Origin of the sequence: Microbacterium sp. 1S1 (genome assembly GCF_008271365.1) — a bacterium.
Lineage (GTDB): Bacteria > Actinomycetota > Actinomycetes > Actinomycetales > Microbacteriaceae > Microbacterium.
Genome location: NZ_CP043430.1, coordinates 1,760,844 through 1,777,307, shown reverse-complemented (window position 1 = coordinate 1,777,307; position 16,464 = coordinate 1,760,844). Strand labels below are relative to the sequence as shown.

Genomic DNA, 16,464 nt, shown 5'->3' with positions numbered 1-16,464 from the left:
AGGACGCTGACATGACAGACAAGACCGCCAAGACCCTCACCTCCTCCGGCTACTACGTGAGCCAGGAGGCGCCGATCCAGAGCGACAACCCCGTCGCGACGCCGAAGAGCACCCCGCCGGACATCCTGCGGTGCGCGTACATGGAGCTCGTCGTGACCGACCTGGCCGCCTCACGACAGTTCTACGTCGACATCCTGGGCCTGTACGTCACGGAGGAGGACGACGAGGCGATCTACCTGCGCTCGACGGAGGAGTTCATCCACCACAACCTCGTCCTGCGTCGGGGGCCGATCGCCGCGGTCGCCGCGTTCTCGTACCGGGTGCGCTCCGCGGAGGACCTCGACCGCGCCGTGGAGTTCTACACGGAGCTCGGCTGCGACGTCCGCCGCCAGGAGAACGGCTTCGTGAAGGGCATCGGCGACTCGGTGCGCGTCGTCGACCCGCTCGGCTTCCCGTACGAGTTCTTCTACGCCACCGAGCACGTCGAGCGCCTGTCCTGGCGGTACGACCTGCACACGCCGGGCGAGCTCGTGCGCCTCGACCACTTCAACCAGGTCACCCCCGACGTGCCGCGTGCGGTGCGCCACTACCAGGACCTCGGGTTCCGCGTGACGGAGGACATCCAGGACGACGAGGGCATCGTGTACGCCGCCTGGATGCGCCGCAAGCCCACCGTGCACGACACCGCGGCGACGGGTGGCGACGGCCCCCGCATGCACCACGTCGCCTTCGCGACGCACGAGAAGCACAACATCCTCGCGATCTGCGACAAGCTCGGGGCGCTCCGCCGCTCCGACGCCATCGAGCGCGGTCCCGGCCGGCACGGCGTCTCCAACGCGTTCTACCTCTACCTGCGCGACCCCGACGGCCACCGGGTCGAGATCTACACGCAGGACTACTACACGGGCGACCCGGACAACCCCGTCGTCACGTGGGACGTGCACGACAACCAGCGCCGCGACTGGTGGGGCACCCCGGTGGTCCCCTCCTGGTACACCGACGCGTCGCTCGTGCTCGACCTCGACGGCAACCCGCAGCCGGTGATCGCCCGCACGGACTCCAGCGAGATGGCCGTGACGATCGGCGCTGACGGCTTCTCCTACACCCGCGCGGACGAGGGCGAGGCCTCGATGCCCGAGTACAAGCAGGGCGAGTACAAGCTCGGCCACCAGCTCTAGGAGTCCCGCATGCTGTCTGAGGAGACGATCGCGCAGATCGCCGCGGAGCTCGCGGAGGCCGACCGCTCGCACGGGGTGATCCCCCGCATCACCGCGCGGTATCCCGACGCGACCGTGGAGGACTCGTACGCCATCCAGGGTGTGTGGCGCGACTCGCAGGTCGCGGCGGGCCGTCGACTCGTCGGCCGCAAGATCGGCCTGACGTCGAAGGCCATGCAGCAGGCGACGGGGATCACCGAGCCCGACTACGGCGTCATGTTCGATGACACCGTGTACGAGTCCGGCGCGGAGATCCCCACCGCCCACTTCTCCAACGTCCGCATCGAGGTCGAGCTCGCGTTCGTGCTCAAGGAGCCCCTGGAGGGCCCCGACTGCACGCTGGAGGACGCCCTCGCCGCGATCGACTACGCGGTGCCGGCCCTCGAGGTGCTGAACTCGCACATCGAGCTCGAGGGTCGCACGATCGTCGACACCATCAGCGACAACGCCGCCTACGGGGCGATGGTGCTGGGGACGGTGCGCAAGCGCCCAGACGAGATCGACCTGCGGTGGGTGCCAGGGGTGCTGTCCCGCAACGGGGAGATCGAGGAGACCGGTGTCGCCGCGGGGGTGCTCGGCCACCCCGCCACCGGGGTCGCGTGGCTCGCGAACAAGTTCCACCAGCACGGCGCGCGTCTGGAGGCGGGCGAGATCATCCTGGCAGGATCGTTCACGCGCCCGATGTGGGTGTCGCGCGGCGACGAGGTGCTGTGCGACTACGGACCGATGGGGACCATCACATGCCGCTTCGTCTAGACCCGTCCTTCCGCGAGCAGCTCGCCGCGTCCGACCGGCCCTTCGTCGGCATGTGGGTGTGCTCCGGCAGCCCGCTGCTCGCCGAGGTCGCCGCGGGTTCCGGGCTGGACTGGCTGCTCATCGACATGGAGCACTCGGCGAACACGCTCGAGTCCGTGCTGCTGCAGCTCCAGACGGTCGCGGCCTATCCGGTCACGCCGCTGGTCCGGGTACCGTTCAACGACGCGGTCGCGATCAAGCAGGTGCTCGACCTCGGCGCGCAGAACCTCATCGTCCCCATGGTGTCGTCCGCCGACGAGGCCAGGGCCGCCGTGGCCGCGACCCGGTATCCCCCCGAGGGCGTCCGTGGGGTCGGCAGTGCCCTGGCCCGCAGCGCCCGCTGGAACCGCGTCGATCGGTACCTGCAGGAGTCCGCGCAGCACGTGTCGCTGACGGTGCAGATCGAGACGGCCGCCGGGGTCGAGGCCGCCGCCGACATCGCCGCGGTCGACGGCGTGGACGCGGTGTTCGTCGGCCCCTCCGATCTGTCCGCGTCGATGGGCCTGCTCGGTCAGCAGACGCATCCGGACGTGGTCGCCGCCGTGGAGTCGGTGTTCGCGGCGGTCCACGGCGCCGGGAAGCCGGTGGGCGTGAATGCGTTCGACCCGTCCGCAGCCGACGCGTACCTCGCGGCGGGTGCGGACTTCGTGGCCGTCGGCGCCGACGTCGCCCTCCTCGCCCGCGCCTCCGAGGCCCTCGCCGCCCGCTTCCTCCCCCGTTCCGACGACGCCGGCCGCGCCAGCTACTGACGTCGGCTCCCTGGTGACGGAGCGCGCAGGAGTGGCGGATTCATAGCAATCCCGGCGAGACTGTGGTCATGACGTTCCCCCCGCTGCAGCCCCTCGCCGACCGTGCCGCCCTCTTCACCGCGCTCCGCCAGGACGCCCTCTCCGCGGCCGCCGACGCGCTCGGCGAGCACCGGTGGGACGCCGACCTCGCGGCGGGCACGCTGACCTTCACCGCGAACGCCGATCCGACCCGGCAGCTCGTGACCCGCGCGCACCTCATCGCCACGATCGCCCCCGGACCGCGCTCGCTGCTGTGGGCATGGGCGCACCCCCAGGGCGACCCCCAGGGCGTCGCCGCGCAGCTCCGCGCCTATGGCGAGCAGCACGGGATCGCCGAGCTCACCACCCCCGAAATCCCGTTCCCCGCGGACGCTTCCGGCGACGCGGACTGGATCGCCCGCGCGGCTCACACCATCGGCGGCGTGGCCGTCGAGCTCACCGGACGCTCCCCCTACTACTCGGCCCCCGTCGAGGGCGGCACCCGCGCGGTCTTCCTCCTCGATGCTCCGCTCGCCCCGCTCACGGTCGCCGACACGGTGGCCGCGCTCCCCCGTACTCTCGCGCAGACACCGCTTCCCGACGCCCGCACGGCCGTCTGGGACCTCGCCCGCCTCGCCGGCTGGACCCTCGCCTGGACCGACGAGTCCTTCTCCGGCGCCCGGGTGACCGATGCCTCCGGCACGGCCACCGTCCGTTTTGACGAGCAGGCCCGGATCAGCGGCGTCGAGAGCGCGCTGCACGGCCAGGGTTGAGTCCGCAGAATCGCACGAACGCCGCAGGGATCACCCGGATCCCTGCGGCGTTCGCGTGATTCTGCGACGCGGCGCGGAGGTCAGACCGTCCGCTCGGCCGCCTCGACGACGTTGGTCATGAGCAGGGCGACGGTCATCGGTCCCACGCCGCCGGGGTTCGGCGACAGGTAGCCGGCGACCTCGGCGACTTCGGGCGAGACGTCGCCGAACACGAGGTTCTTGCCGGTCTCCGGATCGGTCTCGCGGGTGACCCCGACGTCCAGCACCGCAGCGCCGGGCTTCACGTCCTCGGCGCGGATGAGGTGCTTCACGCCGGCCGCCGCCACGATGACGTCGGCCTCACGGAGGTACCTCGGCATGTCGACGGTGCCCGTGTGGGTCAGGGTGACGGTCGCGTTGAGGTCGCGACGCGTCAGCAGCAGCCCGATCGAGCGCCCGATCGTGACGCCGCGGCCGACGACCACGACGTGCTTCCCGCGCAGATCGTAGTCATTGCGAAGCAGCAGCTCGATGACCCCGCGCGGGGTGCACGGCAGCGGCGTGTGGATCGGCGCGTTGACGTTGAGCACGAGCCGCCCGAGGTTGGTCGGGTGCAGGCCGTCCGCGTCCTTCGCCGGGTCGATCCGCTCCAGGATGGCGTCGGTGTCGAGGTGCTTCGGCAGCGGGAGCTGGACGATGTAGCCGTGGCACGCGGGATCGGCGTTGAGCTCGTCGATCAGCGCCTCGACATCGGCCTGCGTGGCGTCCGCCGGGAGTTCGCGCTGGATCGAGTTCATCCCGATGGCCTCGGACTGCCGGTGCTTCATGCCGACGTAGAGCTGCGAGGCAGGGTCCGCTCCCACCAGCACCGTGGCGATGCCAGGGGTGACGCCCTGCTCCTTCAGCGCGGCGACCCGCTCCGTCAGCTCGGCGCGGATCGCGGCCGCTGCCGCCTTGCCGTCGAGGACGACCGCGGTCACTGCTGCAGGCCCGGGTAGAGCGGGAAGGCCGTCGCGAGGGCGTCCACGCGGGCGCGCAGGGCCTCGATGTCGGCGCCAGGCAGGAGGGCGAGCGCGATGATGTCGGCCACCTCCGTGAACTCGGCGTCGCCGAAGCCACGGGTCGCGAGCGCGGGCGTGCCGATGCGCAGTCCCGAGGTCACCATCGGCGGACGCGGGTCGTTCGGGACCGCGTTGCGGTTGACGGTGATGTGGATGTCGTGCAGGAGGTCCTCCGCCTGCTTGCCGTCGATCTCGGCGTCGCGGAGGTCGACGAGCACGAGGTGCACGTCCGTGCCGCCGGAGCGCACGGCGATGCCGGCGTCCTTGACATCCTGCTGCGAGAGGCGCTCGGCGATGAGCTTCGCACCCCGCAGCACGCGCTCCTGGCGCTCCTTGAACTCCGGCGTGCCGGCGAGCTTGAAGGCCGTCGCCTTCGCCGCGATCACGTGCATGAGCGGACCGCCCTGCTGCCCGGGGAACACCGCGGTGTTGATCTTCTTGGCGAGGTCGGCGTCGTTGGTGAGGATGAAGCCCGAGCGCGGACCGCCGATCGTCTTGTGCACGGTCGAGGAGACGACGTGCGCGTGCGGCACCGGGTTGGGGTGGAGGCCGGCAGCCACGAGACCGGCGAAGTGCGCCATGTCGACCCAGAGGATCGCGCCCACCTCGTCGGCGATGGCGCGGAACGCGGCGAAGTCCATCGTCCGCGGATAGGCCGACCAGCCGGCGATGATGACCTTCGGCTGGTGCTCGATGGCGAGGCGACGAACCTCGTCCATGTCGATGGTCGAGGTCTCCGGGTCGACCCCGTAGGCGACGATGTCGTAGAGGCGGCCGGAGAAGTTGATCTTCATGCCGTGCGTGAGGTGGCCGCCCTGGTCGAGCGAGAGTCCGAGAAGCGTGTCGCCAGGGCGGGCGATCGCGTGCAGCACGGCGGCGTTCGCGGACGCCCCGGAGTGCGGCTGGACGTTGGCGAACTCCGCGCCGAACAGGCTCTTGGCGCGGGAGATCGCGAGCTCCTCCGCGACGTCGACCTCCTCGCAGCCGCCGTAGTAGCGACGGCCGGGGTAGCCCTCGGCGTACTTGTTGGTGAGCACGGAGCCCTGCGACTGGAGGACCGAGACCGGGACGAAGTTCTCCGAGGCGATCATCTCGAGGAAGGTCTGCTGGCGCTTCAGCTCACGATCGAGGACCTCGGCGATCTCCGGGTCGACCTCGGACAGCGGGGCGTTGAAGTAACGGTCGGTCATGACGTGCTCCTTGTGACGACGGATTCGAAAAAGGTGTTCCTATCGGCCCAGGCGCGCGGTCGAATTCCGTGGTCAGTCGCTCCCCGGTGGTAGTCCACCCAGACGCCAGTCGCGACGGTTACGAGCATAGCCGATGCACGGCGCGCCGCACGCGGTCGTGTCGGGCGTCGTCCGCGACGTCCGCAGAATCGTTTCGATCCCGCTGTTCCCTTGCAGCGTTTCGGCGGCTAGGTTTTGTTCATGGTCCTACCTCTTGATCTTCCCCTCGTCCCCGCCCCGGTGTCCGCGAAGGCCAGGGACGGACGGCTGCCGCTCGCCGCGACGACGCGCGTGCTCGGCTCGTCCCCCGCCACCGGACAGTTGATCGACGCCATCGAGCGCCGCACCGGCCTCCGCCTCACCGCGGTGGACTCCGGCCCCGCGGAGATCGAGCTGTTCCTCGACCCGGAGTCGAGCGCGCCCGAGGGGTACACGCTCGAGGTCGGCGACCGTGCCCTGCTCGTGGGTGCCGACGAGGCCGGTCTCTTCTACGGCGTCCAGACGCTGCTCCAGCTACTGCGCGAGGACGACGCCGGCTGGGCGCTGCTCGGCGCCGACATCGCCGATTCGCCCCGCTTCGCGCGCCGCGGCGTCATGCTCGACGTGGCTCGGCACTTCTTCGGAGTGGAGGACGTGAAGAGGTTCATCGCCAGCACCAGCGCCCTCAAGTTCAACCACCTGCACCTGCACCTCACCGACGACCAGGGCTGGCGCGTGCACATCGACTCCTGGCCGCTGCTCACCGAGCGGGCGGCCGCCACCGCGGCGGACGGTGCTCCCGGCGGCTTCTACACGAAGGACGACTACCGCGAGATCGTGGCGTACGCGGCCGCCCACCACATGATCGTCATCCCCGAGGTCGACCTGCCGGGGCACACGCACGCGATCGGCGTGGCCTACCCGGAGCTCGTCGAGCCCCCGGTACTGAACGACGCGCTGGTCGCCCAGTCCGAGCAGCTCGGCCAGCCCCTCCCCGTGGCTGGAGAGCCCTATCTGGGCTGGGGCGTCGGGCACTCCAGCGTGCGCATCCACGAGGAGGAGACGTACCGGTTCGTCCGCGACGTGGTGCGCGAACTCGCCGAGATGACGCCGGGGCCGTACATCCACATCGGTGGCGACGAGTCCCTCGGCACGCCCCAGGCCGACTTCGATCTCTTCGCCGAGCGAGCCACGGCGATCGTCGTCGAGGAGGGCAAGGTCCCGGTGGCCTGGCACGAGATGGGGTCGGCCGCGGGGATCGCCCCCGGCACCGTCGGCCAGTACTGGGGAATGACCACCCCGACCGGGACGCACGCCGAGGAAGCCGCGCACTTCGTGGCCCGCGGCGGCGCCCTCATCATGTCGGCGGCGGACGTGACGTACCTGGACATGAAGTACACCGAGGATTTCCCGCTCGGACTCACCTGGGCCGCCATCATCGACGTGCGTCGCGCCTACGAGTGGGAACCCACCGCGGTGCTCGATGTTCCCGCTGAGGCGATCCTCGGCGTCGAGGCCCCGCTGTGGTCGGAGACCACGCGCACGCTCGACGAGGTGGAGCGGCTCGTGTTCCCGCGCGCCGCGGCTCAGGCGGAGGTGGCCTGGTCTCCGATCGACGGCGCGGGCCGCACGTGGGAATCGTTCCGCACGCGGGTCGGGGCACTGGCGCCGCTGTGGAAGGCTGAGGGGGTCGAATTCCACCCTGCCCCCGAGATCCCCTGGAGCGCCCGTTGAAGACCCTCTCCTCCGCGACCGGTTCCCTCGTCATCCACTCCGTCCGTCTCGTCGACCGCGGAGAGATCACCGAGGACGGGTGGGTGCGCATCGAGGACGGCATCGTCGTCGCACGCGGGACGGGCACGGGCTGGGAGGCTGCGACGGACGTCGTGGATGCCGCGGAGGCGGCAGGACCGGGGGCGTTCCTCACTCCGGGATTCGTGGACATCCACGGTCACGGCGGGGCGGGTGCCGCCTATGACGACGGCGTCGACGCCATCCGGACGGGTCGGAACCTGCACCGCGAGCACGGGACGACGAGGGCGGTCATCTCGCTCGTCACCGGCACGATCGACGACCTCGCCCGCAGCGTCGCCACGATCGCCGCCCTGACCAGGACCGACCGGGACATCCTCGGATCGCATCTGGAGGGCCCGTTCCTCGATCCCGGGCATCATGGCGCCCACGAGCCCTCGTTGCTCCGCCATCCCGTCGCGGCCGACGTCGCTCGGCTGCTCGAGGCCGGAGAGGGCACGGTGCGTCAGGTCACCATCGCGCCGGAGCTCCCGGGCGGTATCGACGCCGTCCGCCAGATCGTCGCCGCAGGCGCCGCCGCGGCGGTGGGCCATACCGACGCCGACGCCACCATGGCGGTCGCCGCGTTCGAAGCGGGCGCGACGATCCTCACGCACGCGTTCAACGCGATGCCCGGCATCCACCACCGCGCACCCGGACCGGTGCTGGCGGCAGCCGCCGACCATCGAGTGATCCTCGAGGCCATCGCCGACGACGTCCACCTCGACCCGCGTGTCGTCAAGCTCCTGTTCGACGCCGCTCCTCACCGCGTGGCGCTCGTCACGGACGCCATGGCGGCTGCGGGCAGCGCGGACGGCCACTACGACCTGGGCACGGTGAAGGTCACGGTCGAGAACGGGGTGGCGCGCGCGGACGACACCGGCTCGATCGCCGGATCCACCCTGACCCAGGACGTCGCGTTGCAGAGGGCCGTGGCGGCGGGCGTGCTCCTCCCGGATGCGGTCCGCGCCCTCACCGAAACCGCGGCACGCGCGATCGGACGCGAGACGCACCTCGGCGGTCTGCGCCCTGGCATGCTCGGCGACGCCGTGCTGCTGGACGCGGAGCTGCGCGTCGCGCGGGTCTGGACAGGACCGGCGCTGCCCGCCTAGGGAGTGCAGCGCTTCGCGCGACGCGCAGCGCTGCGGTCTCCGGTCGATCGGACGAGACCATGTCGCCCGACTCCCCAGATCGGCGACGCGTATCTCGCTGGGTGGGAGTGGAGGGCCGCCGTTCTCCCCAGATCGGCGGCCCTTCTCCTCCCGCTCGAGCGGGCGGGGCCGGGAGCTCCTCCCCGAGGATCCCGACCCGCCCCTGGTGCAGTACCCCCCCACACCAGCGCCGGAACTCCGCCCCCCGGAGGAGTTCACTTCGGCTGTCTCTACGGGAAGAGACGTGGAGGGCCCCCGTTCATTACGCGGTTCTCGGAAAAAAGTTTCGGCGGGTCTTCGCGGCCCGGCTCTGAGGCTGTGCCGGAGGGATCAGCGGGGCATCCCGAACATCTCCTTGGAGTCGCGCCGCGGGGTGGCCCCCGGCGCGATTCGCGAGAGAATGGTCTGACCGCGTAATGAAGGACGCTTTCGTGCGTCTCTCCTCCTGGGGACACATCCGCGCCCCGGGACCAGATGGATGACCGTGCACCGACAGAACATCACACCAGACGAGACCATCGGCGACGCCGACCTGATCCTCCGCGTCCGCTCGGGCGACCGAGGGGCGTTCGGAGAACTCTGGAGACGCCACTACCCGTCCGGGATCGCCGTCGCACGCTCCGTCACGTCATCCATCGATCCGGACGACCTCGTGCAGGAGTCCTACACCCGCATCTATCAGGCGATCTTGAAGGGCGGCGGCCCCAACGGGTCGTTCCGCGCCTATCTCTTCACAAGCATCCGCAACACGGCGGCCGCCTGGGGCCGCGCGCGCCGCGAGACCGCGATCGACGAACTCGACACGGTCGCCGACCCCGACAGCACCGAGCACGCCTCGAACGAGGCCCTGGACCGCAGCCTCACCGCCCAGGCCTTCCGGAGCCTGCCGTCGCGCTGGCAGGAAGTCCTCTGGTACACCGAGATCGAGCAGATGAAGCCGCAGGAGGTCGCTCCTCTCCTCGGCATGAAGGCCGGTGCGGTTTCCCAGCTGGCCTTCCGCGCCCGCGAAGGACTGCGCGAAGCCTGGATCCAGGCGCACCTGCGCAGCGCGAGCGCGGGCTCCGAGTGCCAGTGGACCATCGAGCACCTGGGAGCCTACTCGCGTGGCAACCTCGCCACCCGCGACCACCGTCGTCTGGAACTGCACCTCGACGAGTGCGCACGCTGCATGATCGTCGCCGCCGAGGCGAAGGACGTCTCGAAGCGTCTCGCCCTGGTCCTGCTTCCCCTCGTGCTCGGCGCGACCGGTGCCTCCGGCTACCTGGCCACCCTGCAGGGGGGCGCGCCCGTCGTGGCCGTGGCGGCAATGTCGTCGAGCGTCCCCGGCGCCGTGTTCCTCGGCGACGGTGGAACCGGCCAGGCCGCGGCGGGAGCGGGCGGCTCCGGTGCGGCGGGGTCCGCAGCGGGTTCTTCCGGTGGCACCGGGACGGCAGCGAGCTCGGGCGGGATCTTCACGGGCATGGGTGCCGTCGTCGGCGCCGGTTCAGCGGCCCTCGTCGTCGCCGGGGTGGTGGCCGCTGCCGCGATCGTTCCCGGGTTGACGGGCGCGGAGCCGATGACCTCCCTGCCGAGCGCGTCCGACTCCGACCCGTCGTCGATCACGACCGACATCGCCCCCGACTCCTCGCTCGATCTCGAGCAGCCCGTGGTGATCGACACTCCGGATGCCGACGAGACACCGGCTCCCCCGGCCGAGGAGGACGCGGTACCGCCCGCCGCCGAGGAGACCGGCCCGGACACGGCGCCCGCTGCTCCCGAGGTTCCGACCGGCCTCCCTGAGGCCACGCTGCCGCCTGTCGCCCCGGTGGATCCGGCGAATCCCGTGGATCCGGTCGACCCCGTGGACCCGGTCGACCCCGTGGACCCGGTCGACCCCGTGGACCCGGTCGACCCCGTGGACCCGGTCGACCCCGTGGACCCGGTCGACCCCGTGGACCCGGTCGACCCCGTCGACCCCGTGGACCCGGCGCTCCCGACGGAGCCGCCGACGTGGGGCACGGCCGACTTCTGGCTCGACGACAGCCTGAACTGGCGCTACGTCGTGCCGGTGTCCGGCGCACCGGGCACCGTCGTACAGGCTCTCCTCGACGGGAGCGAGGCGGACGGCGGTCGTGTCGTCCTCGGCGACGACGGGACCGGCACCATCGAGCTCCGTCCTTCGCACGTGCAGTTCCTCTTCGCGAGCATCGTCCCCGTGACGTTCCAGTACCTCCTGCCGTCAGGCGAGCCCGGCCCTTCGGCCACCACCACGCTGTACGCGCTGGAGCCCCAGGGCGCGGCCGCCGATGAGCGCGCCGCCGCACGGGCGCTCCAGGAGCCTGTCTCCGTCGCCCCCGAGGAGCCGGCTGTCGCGCCGACGCAGGACCCCGCGTCGGCACCCGAGGCGTCTCCGACGGCACCGGCGGAGACGGAGCCGGCTGCGCCCTCCCCCGAGGAAGCGGCACCGGCGGAGACGGAGACCGGATCAGCGCCTCCCGAGGCCGAGGCCGCGCCGGCACCCGGTGCGGCCGCCCCTGCGGCACCGGCCGACGCTGCAAGCACGACCGAGGGCGCACCGGTCGCGGAATAGACTGGACGTATGACCCCGGATCCCGCACCCGTCGCCGGCGTCGAGCGTCCGGTCATCTCGGCCCTCGACATCGTGCGCGTCGTCGTCCTCGTCGTGGCGATCGCATCGCTCGCCCTGTGGGGCTTCGCCAGCTGGGATCTTCCCTGGAACGTCGTGATCGGAATCGGCGCGCCCGTGGTGACCCTCCTGCTCTGGGCGCTCTTCCTGTCACCGCGCCCCGTGCTGCGCGTGCACCCCTTCCTCCGCGCGATCGTGGAGCTCTTCATCTACGTGGGCGTGACGATCGCCTGGTGGTCCATGGGCCAGGCTCTGATCGGCACCGCGTTCGCACTCGTCGCGGTCGTCGCCGGCGTCCTCAGCGGGCGCCGCTCTCTGGCGTGAGCGCACGGCCGTGAGCGTGGTCTCGCTGCTCCGCGACGCGCTCGGCGCGCGCGTCGATGTCGGCGAGCACGCGCGCGAGGAGGCCAGAGCCGACCGCTCCGGACATGCCGCGGTGGGTCTTCCCCTGGCCGTGGTCCATGCCGAGAGCGTGGAGGACGTGCAGCGGACGATGCGGATCGCGACAGCCACGCGCACCCCGGTCGTGGTACGCGGTGCCGGCACCGGACTCGCCGGTGCCGCCAACGCGGGCGCGGGTGAGATCGTCCTCTCGCTCCGCCGGATGGACGCCGTCCTCGAGGTCCGCCCCGACGATCTCCTCGCCGTCGTCGAGCCGGGCATCCTCAACGCCGAGCTCAACGCGCGCCTCGCGACCGAGGGGCTGTGGTGGGCGCCCGACCCCGCCAGCCGGGACATCTCGACCGTCGGCGGCAACATCGCGACCGGAGCCGGCGGGCTGCTGTGCGCGAAGTACGGCGTCGTGCGCGACGCCGTCCTCGGCGTCGATCTCGTCCTCGCCGACGGGCGGCTGCTGCACCTCGGCCATCGCAGCGTGAAGGGCGTCACCGGCCTCGACCTCACGGCGCTCGTCGTGGGCTCGGAGGGGACCCTCGGCGTCGTCGTCGGCGCCACCCTCAAGCTGCGCCGACTCGTGCCGGGCGAGACCTGCACGGTGGCGGCGACCTTCCCTGGCGTGCGCGCTGCAGCCGCGGCCTCCGCCGCCGTGACAGCGGCGGGGATCCAGCCGGCGATCATGGAGCTCATGGACGCCGCGAGCCTCGCCGCCGTCCACGCCCTGCTCGCCCTGCCCGCACCGACGCCCGGAGCCGCTCAGCTCACGATCCAGACCGATGGTGCGGCCGCGCGCGCCGAGGCAGAGGCCATCGCGGCGATCGTGACAGCCCACGACGGCGTCCCCGTCGTCTCACACGATCCTGTCGAGGGCGATCGACTCCTCTCGATCCGACGCTCCATGCACGCCGCGATGGCCTCGCTGGGGACGACGCTCATCGAGGACGTGTCGGTGCCGCGGAGCGCGATGCCCGCGATGTTCGACGAGATCGCCCGCATCGAGCGTGAGTTCGGCATGACGATCCCGACCGTCGCCCACGCAGGCGACGGCAACCTGCATCCCAACTTCATCTTCGAGGGCACGGAGACACCGCCGCAGGTCTGGGCTGCTGCGGACGAGCTGTTCCGCGCCGCGCTCCGCCTGGGCGGCACGCTCACCGGCGAGCACGGCATCGGCGTCCTGAAGCGACGATGGCTCGCGGACGAGCTCGGCGACGACCAGTGGCGGCTCCAGCGCGACATCGCCGCCGTGTTCGATCCCCTGGGGATCCTCAACCCCGGAAAGGTCTTCGCCCCCGATGCCTGACATCCACGTGAGCGCCGCCGTGATCGTCGACGACGACGGCCGCGTGCTCGTCGTCCGCAAGCACGGGACGACCCGGTTCATGCAGCCGGGCGGCAAGCCGGAGCCGGGCGAGTCGCCCGCAGAGACCCTCCTCCGCGAGCTGCACGAGGAGCTGGGCCTCGAGCTCGCCGAGGGCGACCTTCGGCCGCTGGGGCGCTTCGTGTCGGCGGCAGCCAACGAACCGGGCCACCGCGTCGTGGCCGACGCGTTCGCGGCCTCGATCGACCCGACCGGGGTCCGGGTGCAGGCCGAGCTCGCCGAACTGCGCTGGATCACTCCCGAAGACGCCGTGACGCTCCCGCTGGCACCGCTGAGCGTCGAGCATCTGCTGCCGCTCGCCTGGCCGGCCGGAACGCGTTAGCGCCTCGGGGTCAGATGCCCTGCCAGGCCGGCTTGTTCGCGAACGTGTAGCGGTAGTAGTCGGCGAGCTTCAGCTTCGACGCGGCGGCTTCGTCGACGACGATCGTCGCGTGCGGGTGGAGCTGGATGGCCGACCCCGGGAGCAGCGCGGTGAGCGGCCCTTCGACCGCAGCCGCGACGGCCTCCGCCTTGCCGGCGCCGAACGCCAGGAGCACGAGGTGGCGAGCCTCCAGGATGGTGCCCAAGCCCTGCGTGATGCAGTGCATCGGCACGTCGTCGATGGAGTCGAAGAAGCGGGCGTTGTCCTCCCGCGTCTGCTCCGTGAGGGTCTTCACCCGCGTCCGCGAGGCGAAGGACGATCCGGGCTCGTTGAACCCGATGTGGCCGTCCGTGCCGATCCCGAGGATCTGCAGGTCGACGCCGCCGGCCGCGGCGATGGCGGCGTCATAGTCCTCACCCGCGTGCTGGATCGTGGCCTCCGCGCCGTTCGGGACGTGGATGCGCTCCGGGTCGAGGCCGAGCGGCTCCACGACCTCACGGGTGATGACCGAGCGGTAGCTCTCCGGGTGGGAGGGATCGATGCCCACGTACTCGTCGAGCGCGAAGCCGCGCACCTGCGAGACGTCGCGTCCGGCGAGGCGGCCGCGGAGCGCCTGGTAGACCGGCAGCGGTGTCGACCCCGTGGCGAGCCCGAGCACCGCGTCCGGGCGGCGGTCGATCAGCTCGACGATCTCGGTGGCGACCAGGGCGCCGGCGGCCTCGGCATTCTCGACGATGACGACCTCAGCCATGCGGAACGATCTCCTTCTCAGAAATGGAAGCGCCCACCAGAGCGGCGCCGAACGCGGCGGCGGGCGAACCCGCGGGGAGCAGTTCGATTCTCTCATCCAAGCGCAGTGACCTCAGGAACGGTGACGCCTCGGCGCCGGCCTGGAGAGCCGCCCGGATGCCGTCCGCGAGCCGACCGCCGAGAGCTGTGAGTCCCCCGCCGATGACCACCGTCTCGACGTCGGCCGACAGCACGAGCACCCGGACCGCAGCCGCCGCCCCGAAGAAGAGGTCGGCTTGGAGCCCGAGCGCGTGCGGGTCCCCGGCTTCCGCCGCCTCGACGATGTCCTTGACCGGCAGCGCCCCGGGACGACCCCAGGCCTTCGCCAGCGCTCCTCCCCCGCAGAAGGTCTCGACGCAGCCGCGCTGACCGCACCCGCACAGGCGCCCGCGCGGATCGACCGAGAGGTGCCCCACCTCGCCGGCGGTCCCCCGCGCACCGCGCCAGATGCGTCCGTCGACGACGATCCCGGCAGCGACGCCGGTTCCGAGGTTGAGGTACGCCATCGAGCCGGCGATGTCGCTCAGGACAGCGGCCCCGAGCGCGGCCGCTTTCACGTCGTTCTCGACGCGGAAGGGCACACCCAGCGCCTGCGCCGCGCGCGTCGCGAGGTCGAGCGACTCCACACCGAGGTTCACGGCGTGGAGGACGCGTCCGGCTTCGGCGTCCACGAGCCCGGGGATGCCGATGCCGGCCGATCCGACGGCGGAGACGGGAAGGCCGATGTCGTCGGCGAGAGCGACGACCGTCGAGACGATGCTGTCCACGACGGCGTCCTCTCCCCAGCCGGTGGGTCGCCGGAGCCGCCCGAGGATCGTACCGGCGGGGTCGACGGCGACGGCGTCGATCTTGGTACCGCCCACGTCGAGGCCCACACGAATCGGCCGACCGGAGAGGTCGGCGGTGAGAGGAACGGTCATCGGGTGCCGTTCCCGGTCGCGGCCGCGGTCCTCACGAGACACCCAACTGCCCGGACAGCACCATGACCGCAGCGCCGCGGAGCACGATGTCGTCCTGGTGGGTGAGGCGTATCATGACGTCTTCGAAGACGCCCTCGAGTGTGCGCGCGTGCAGAGTCTGGACGGCAGCGTCGATGAGGGTCCCGTTCAACAGCTCCGACGGACCGGACAGGACGACCTCGGACAGGTCGAGCGCGGCCACGATCGGCGCGATGGCGATCGCCATGCGGGTGCCGGAGTCGCGGAGGATCTCCTCGCGCGCCGCCGGGTCGGCATCGAGCGCCTTCTGCATGCGGCTCACGCTGAGCCAGGCCTCGAGACAGCCGATCTTCCCGCAGGCGCATCGCGGACCGCCGTCGGTGCCGACCACGACATGGCCGATCTCCCCGGCGGCGAATCGGCTGCCGAGTAGCGGCTGGCTGCCGGTGATCAGCCCGGCACCCACGCCGCGGCCGATCTTGATGAGCATGAAGTCGGCCTCCGCCTCGCCGAAGGTGTACTCGGCGAGCACCGCCGCATTGGCATCGTTGCGCGCCAGCACGGGCAGGTCGAGATCGGCGCTGAGCTTCGCCTCGAGGGGGAAGTCGGTCCAGCCGAGGTTCGGTGAGCTCAGGACCACTCCGTCGGGGCGCACGACGCCGGGGGTGCCGATCCCGACGCCTAGGACCGGCTGCGTCGCGATCCCGACGAGGGTCTGCGCCAAGGCGTGCAGCGCGGCATACGCGGCGTCCCCGTCGGGGGTCTCCGGCCGCGGAACCTCTCGCCGCTCCAGGACGTCGCCGTCGAGGCTGAGGACGGCGCCCTCGAACGCGCTCGGACCGGACAGGTCGAGACCGATGATCTGGTGCCCCACCCGGTCGATGTCGATGAGGATGGGAGGCTTGCCGGGACCGACCGCCTCGCGGACGCCGATCTCGACGACGATCCCGTCGGCGATGAACTCGGCGACGAGGTCGGAGATCGTGACGCGGGTGAGACCCGTCTCGCGGGAGAGGTCGGCGCGGCTCATCGCGCCTGAGTGATAGAGCGTCTGCAGCACGAGGGCCCGGTTGTGACCGCGGGCGTGCTCCGGAAGCACCTTGGTGCGCGAACGGAGGTGCCGCGCCGGGCCAAAGGCGTGCGCATTCGCGGCGGCGAAGTCGGTCGCCGCCGTCGGGCGCTGATCATCCGAAACGGACATGTTTGTTAGTAGACCTTACGAACAGGATTT

Annotated in this window: 15 protein-coding genes and 1 riboswitch; of the genes, 10 read left to right on the top strand and 5 right to left on the bottom strand. The window is 71.4% G+C overall.

Translation table 11 applies throughout. From position 1 onward, the window contains the following. Positions 1-11 precede the first annotated feature (11 nt). From hpaD to FY549_RS08645, 4 genes are all read left to right on the top strand, one after another. On the top strand, positions 12-1,178 hold the full coding sequence (hpaD, locus tag FY549_RS08660; protein ID WP_149084679.1) for a 3,4-dihydroxyphenylacetate 2,3-dioxygenase: 1,167 nt from the start codon (positions 12-14) through the stop codon (positions 1,176-1,178). Positions 1,179-1,187: 9 nt separating this feature from the next. Continuing rightward, positions 1,188-1,973, top strand: a complete 786-nt coding sequence (locus tag FY549_RS08655) for a fumarylacetoacetate hydrolase family protein (protein WP_149084678.1) — start codon at positions 1,188-1,190, stop codon at positions 1,971-1,973. Further along, on the top strand, positions 1,958-2,761 hold the full coding sequence (locus tag FY549_RS08650; protein ID WP_149084677.1) for an HpcH/HpaI aldolase family protein: 804 nt from the start codon (positions 1,958-1,960) through the stop codon (positions 2,759-2,761). The genes FY549_RS08655 and FY549_RS08650 overlap by 16 nt, the downstream gene beginning before the upstream one ends. Positions 2,762-2,829: 68 nt before the next feature. Further along, positions 2,830-3,552: a DUF6882 domain-containing protein gene (locus FY549_RS08645; protein WP_149084676.1), complete on the top strand. Its 723-nt coding sequence runs from the start codon at positions 2,830-2,832 to the stop codon at positions 3,550-3,552. An 80-nt stretch (positions 3,553-3,632) separates the two neighbouring features. Here FY549_RS08645 and FY549_RS08640 read toward each other — a convergent pair whose 3' ends face one another. Further along, entirely contained in the window at positions 3,633-4,511 is an 879-nt protein-coding gene (locus FY549_RS08640) for a bifunctional methylenetetrahydrofolate dehydrogenase/methenyltetrahydrofolate cyclohydrolase (protein ID WP_149084675.1), read from the bottom strand. Further along, the gene (glyA, locus tag FY549_RS08635) at positions 4,508-5,782 is read right to left on the bottom strand and encodes a serine hydroxymethyltransferase (RefSeq protein WP_149084674.1); all 1,275 of its coding nucleotides are present in this window, start codon (positions 5,780-5,782) and stop codon (positions 4,508-4,510) included. Before glyA ends, FY549_RS08640 begins: the two co-directional genes overlap by 4 nt. Positions 5,783-5,820: 38 nt before the next feature. Beyond that, positions 5,821-5,905: riboswitch (ZMP/ZTP riboswitch) on the bottom strand. Positions 5,906-6,022: 117 nt separating this feature from the next. Between glyA and FY549_RS08630 the strand changes: the two genes are divergently transcribed. The 6 genes from FY549_RS08630 to FY549_RS08605 all read left to right on the top strand — a co-directional run bounded on the left by FY549_RS08630 (position 6,023) and on the right by FY549_RS08605 (position 13,467). Further along, positions 6,023-7,534 carry a family 20 glycosylhydrolase gene (locus FY549_RS08630; protein WP_149084673.1) on the top strand — a complete coding sequence of 504 codons (1,512 nt, stop codon included), beginning with the start codon at positions 6,023-6,025 and terminating at the stop codon, positions 7,532-7,534. Then, positions 7,531-8,703 (top strand): N-acetylglucosamine-6-phosphate deacetylase, encoded by a 1,173-nt coding sequence (locus FY549_RS08625; protein WP_149084672.1) that lies wholly within the window; start codon positions 7,531-7,533, stop codon positions 8,701-8,703. The genes FY549_RS08630 and FY549_RS08625 overlap by 4 nt, the downstream gene beginning before the upstream one ends. 517 nt (positions 8,704-9,220) lie before the next feature. Continuing rightward, the gene (locus FY549_RS08620) at positions 9,221-11,311 is read left to right on the top strand and encodes a sigma-70 family RNA polymerase sigma factor (RefSeq protein ID WP_149084671.1); all 2,091 of its coding nucleotides are present in this window, start codon (positions 9,221-9,223) and stop codon (positions 11,309-11,311) included. 9 nt (positions 11,312-11,320) lie between these two features. Then, complete coding sequence (locus tag FY549_RS08615; protein ID WP_149084670.1) at positions 11,321-11,692, top strand: YrdB family protein; 372 nt, start codon at positions 11,321-11,323, stop codon at positions 11,690-11,692. Between the two features lie 10 nt (positions 11,693-11,702). Beyond that, the gene (locus FY549_RS08610; protein ID WP_149084669.1) at positions 11,703-13,067 is read left to right on the top strand and encodes an FAD-binding oxidoreductase; all 1,365 of its coding nucleotides are present in this window, start codon (positions 11,703-11,705) and stop codon (positions 13,065-13,067) included. Further along, positions 13,060-13,467, top strand: a complete 408-nt coding sequence (locus tag FY549_RS08605) for an NUDIX hydrolase (RefSeq protein ID WP_149084668.1) — start codon at positions 13,060-13,062, stop codon at positions 13,465-13,467. Before FY549_RS08610 ends, FY549_RS08605 begins: the two co-directional genes overlap by 8 nt. A 10-nt stretch (positions 13,468-13,477) precedes the next feature. Here the strand turns inward: FY549_RS08605 and nagB are convergent, their stop codons facing one another. The 3 genes from nagB to FY549_RS08590 are packed head-to-tail and all read right to left on the bottom strand — an operon-like array spanning position 13,478 to position 16,434. Further along, a complete protein-coding gene (gene nagB, locus FY549_RS08600; protein WP_149084667.1) occupies positions 13,478-14,257 on the bottom strand; it encodes a glucosamine-6-phosphate deaminase in 780 nt (259 codons plus the stop codon). Continuing rightward, positions 14,250-15,215: an ROK family protein gene (locus FY549_RS08595; RefSeq protein ID WP_187614835.1), complete on the bottom strand. Its 966-nt coding sequence runs from the start codon at positions 15,213-15,215 to the stop codon at positions 14,250-14,252. The genes nagB and FY549_RS08595 overlap by 8 nt, the downstream gene beginning before the upstream one ends. A 31-nt stretch (positions 15,216-15,246) precedes the next feature. Beyond that, a complete protein-coding gene (locus FY549_RS08590; RefSeq protein WP_149084666.1) occupies positions 15,247-16,434 on the bottom strand; it encodes an ROK family transcriptional regulator in 1,188 nt (395 codons plus the stop codon). Positions 16,435-16,464: the final 30 nt, after the last annotated feature.

Coding starts and splice junctions, on each gene's coding strand:
- FY549_RS08590 (WP_149084666.1), bottom strand. CDS start 16,434: ATGTCCGTTTCGGATGATCAGCGCCCGACGGCGGCGACCGACTTCGCC.
- hpaD (WP_149084679.1), top strand. CDS start 12: ATGACAGACAAGACCGCCAAGACCCTCACCTCCTCCGGCTACTACGTG.
- FY549_RS08595 (WP_187614835.1), bottom strand. CDS start 15,215: ATGACCGTTCCTCTCACCGCCGACCTCTCCGGTCGGCCGATTCGTGTG.
- FY549_RS08630 (WP_149084673.1), top strand. CDS start 6,023: ATGGTCCTACCTCTTGATCTTCCCCTCGTCCCCGCCCCGGTGTCCGCG.
- FY549_RS08650 (WP_149084677.1), top strand. CDS start 1,958: ATGCCGCTTCGTCTAGACCCGTCCTTCCGCGAGCAGCTCGCCGCGTCC.
- nagB (WP_149084667.1), bottom strand. CDS start 14,257: ATGGCTGAGGTCGTCATCGTCGAGAATGCCGAGGCCGCCGGCGCCCTG.
- FY549_RS08655 (WP_149084678.1), top strand. CDS start 1,188: ATGCTGTCTGAGGAGACGATCGCGCAGATCGCCGCGGAGCTCGCGGAG.
- glyA (WP_149084674.1), bottom strand. CDS start 5,782: ATGACCGACCGTTACTTCAACGCCCCGCTGTCCGAGGTCGACCCGGAG.
- FY549_RS08605 (WP_149084668.1), top strand. CDS start 13,060: ATGCCTGACATCCACGTGAGCGCCGCCGTGATCGTCGACGACGACGGC.
- FY549_RS08645 (WP_149084676.1), top strand. CDS start 2,830: ATGACGTTCCCCCCGCTGCAGCCCCTCGCCGACCGTGCCGCCCTCTTC.
- FY549_RS08615 (WP_149084670.1), top strand. CDS start 11,321: ATGACCCCGGATCCCGCACCCGTCGCCGGCGTCGAGCGTCCGGTCATC.
- FY549_RS08620 (WP_149084671.1), top strand. CDS start 9,221: ATGACCGTGCACCGACAGAACATCACACCAGACGAGACCATCGGCGAC.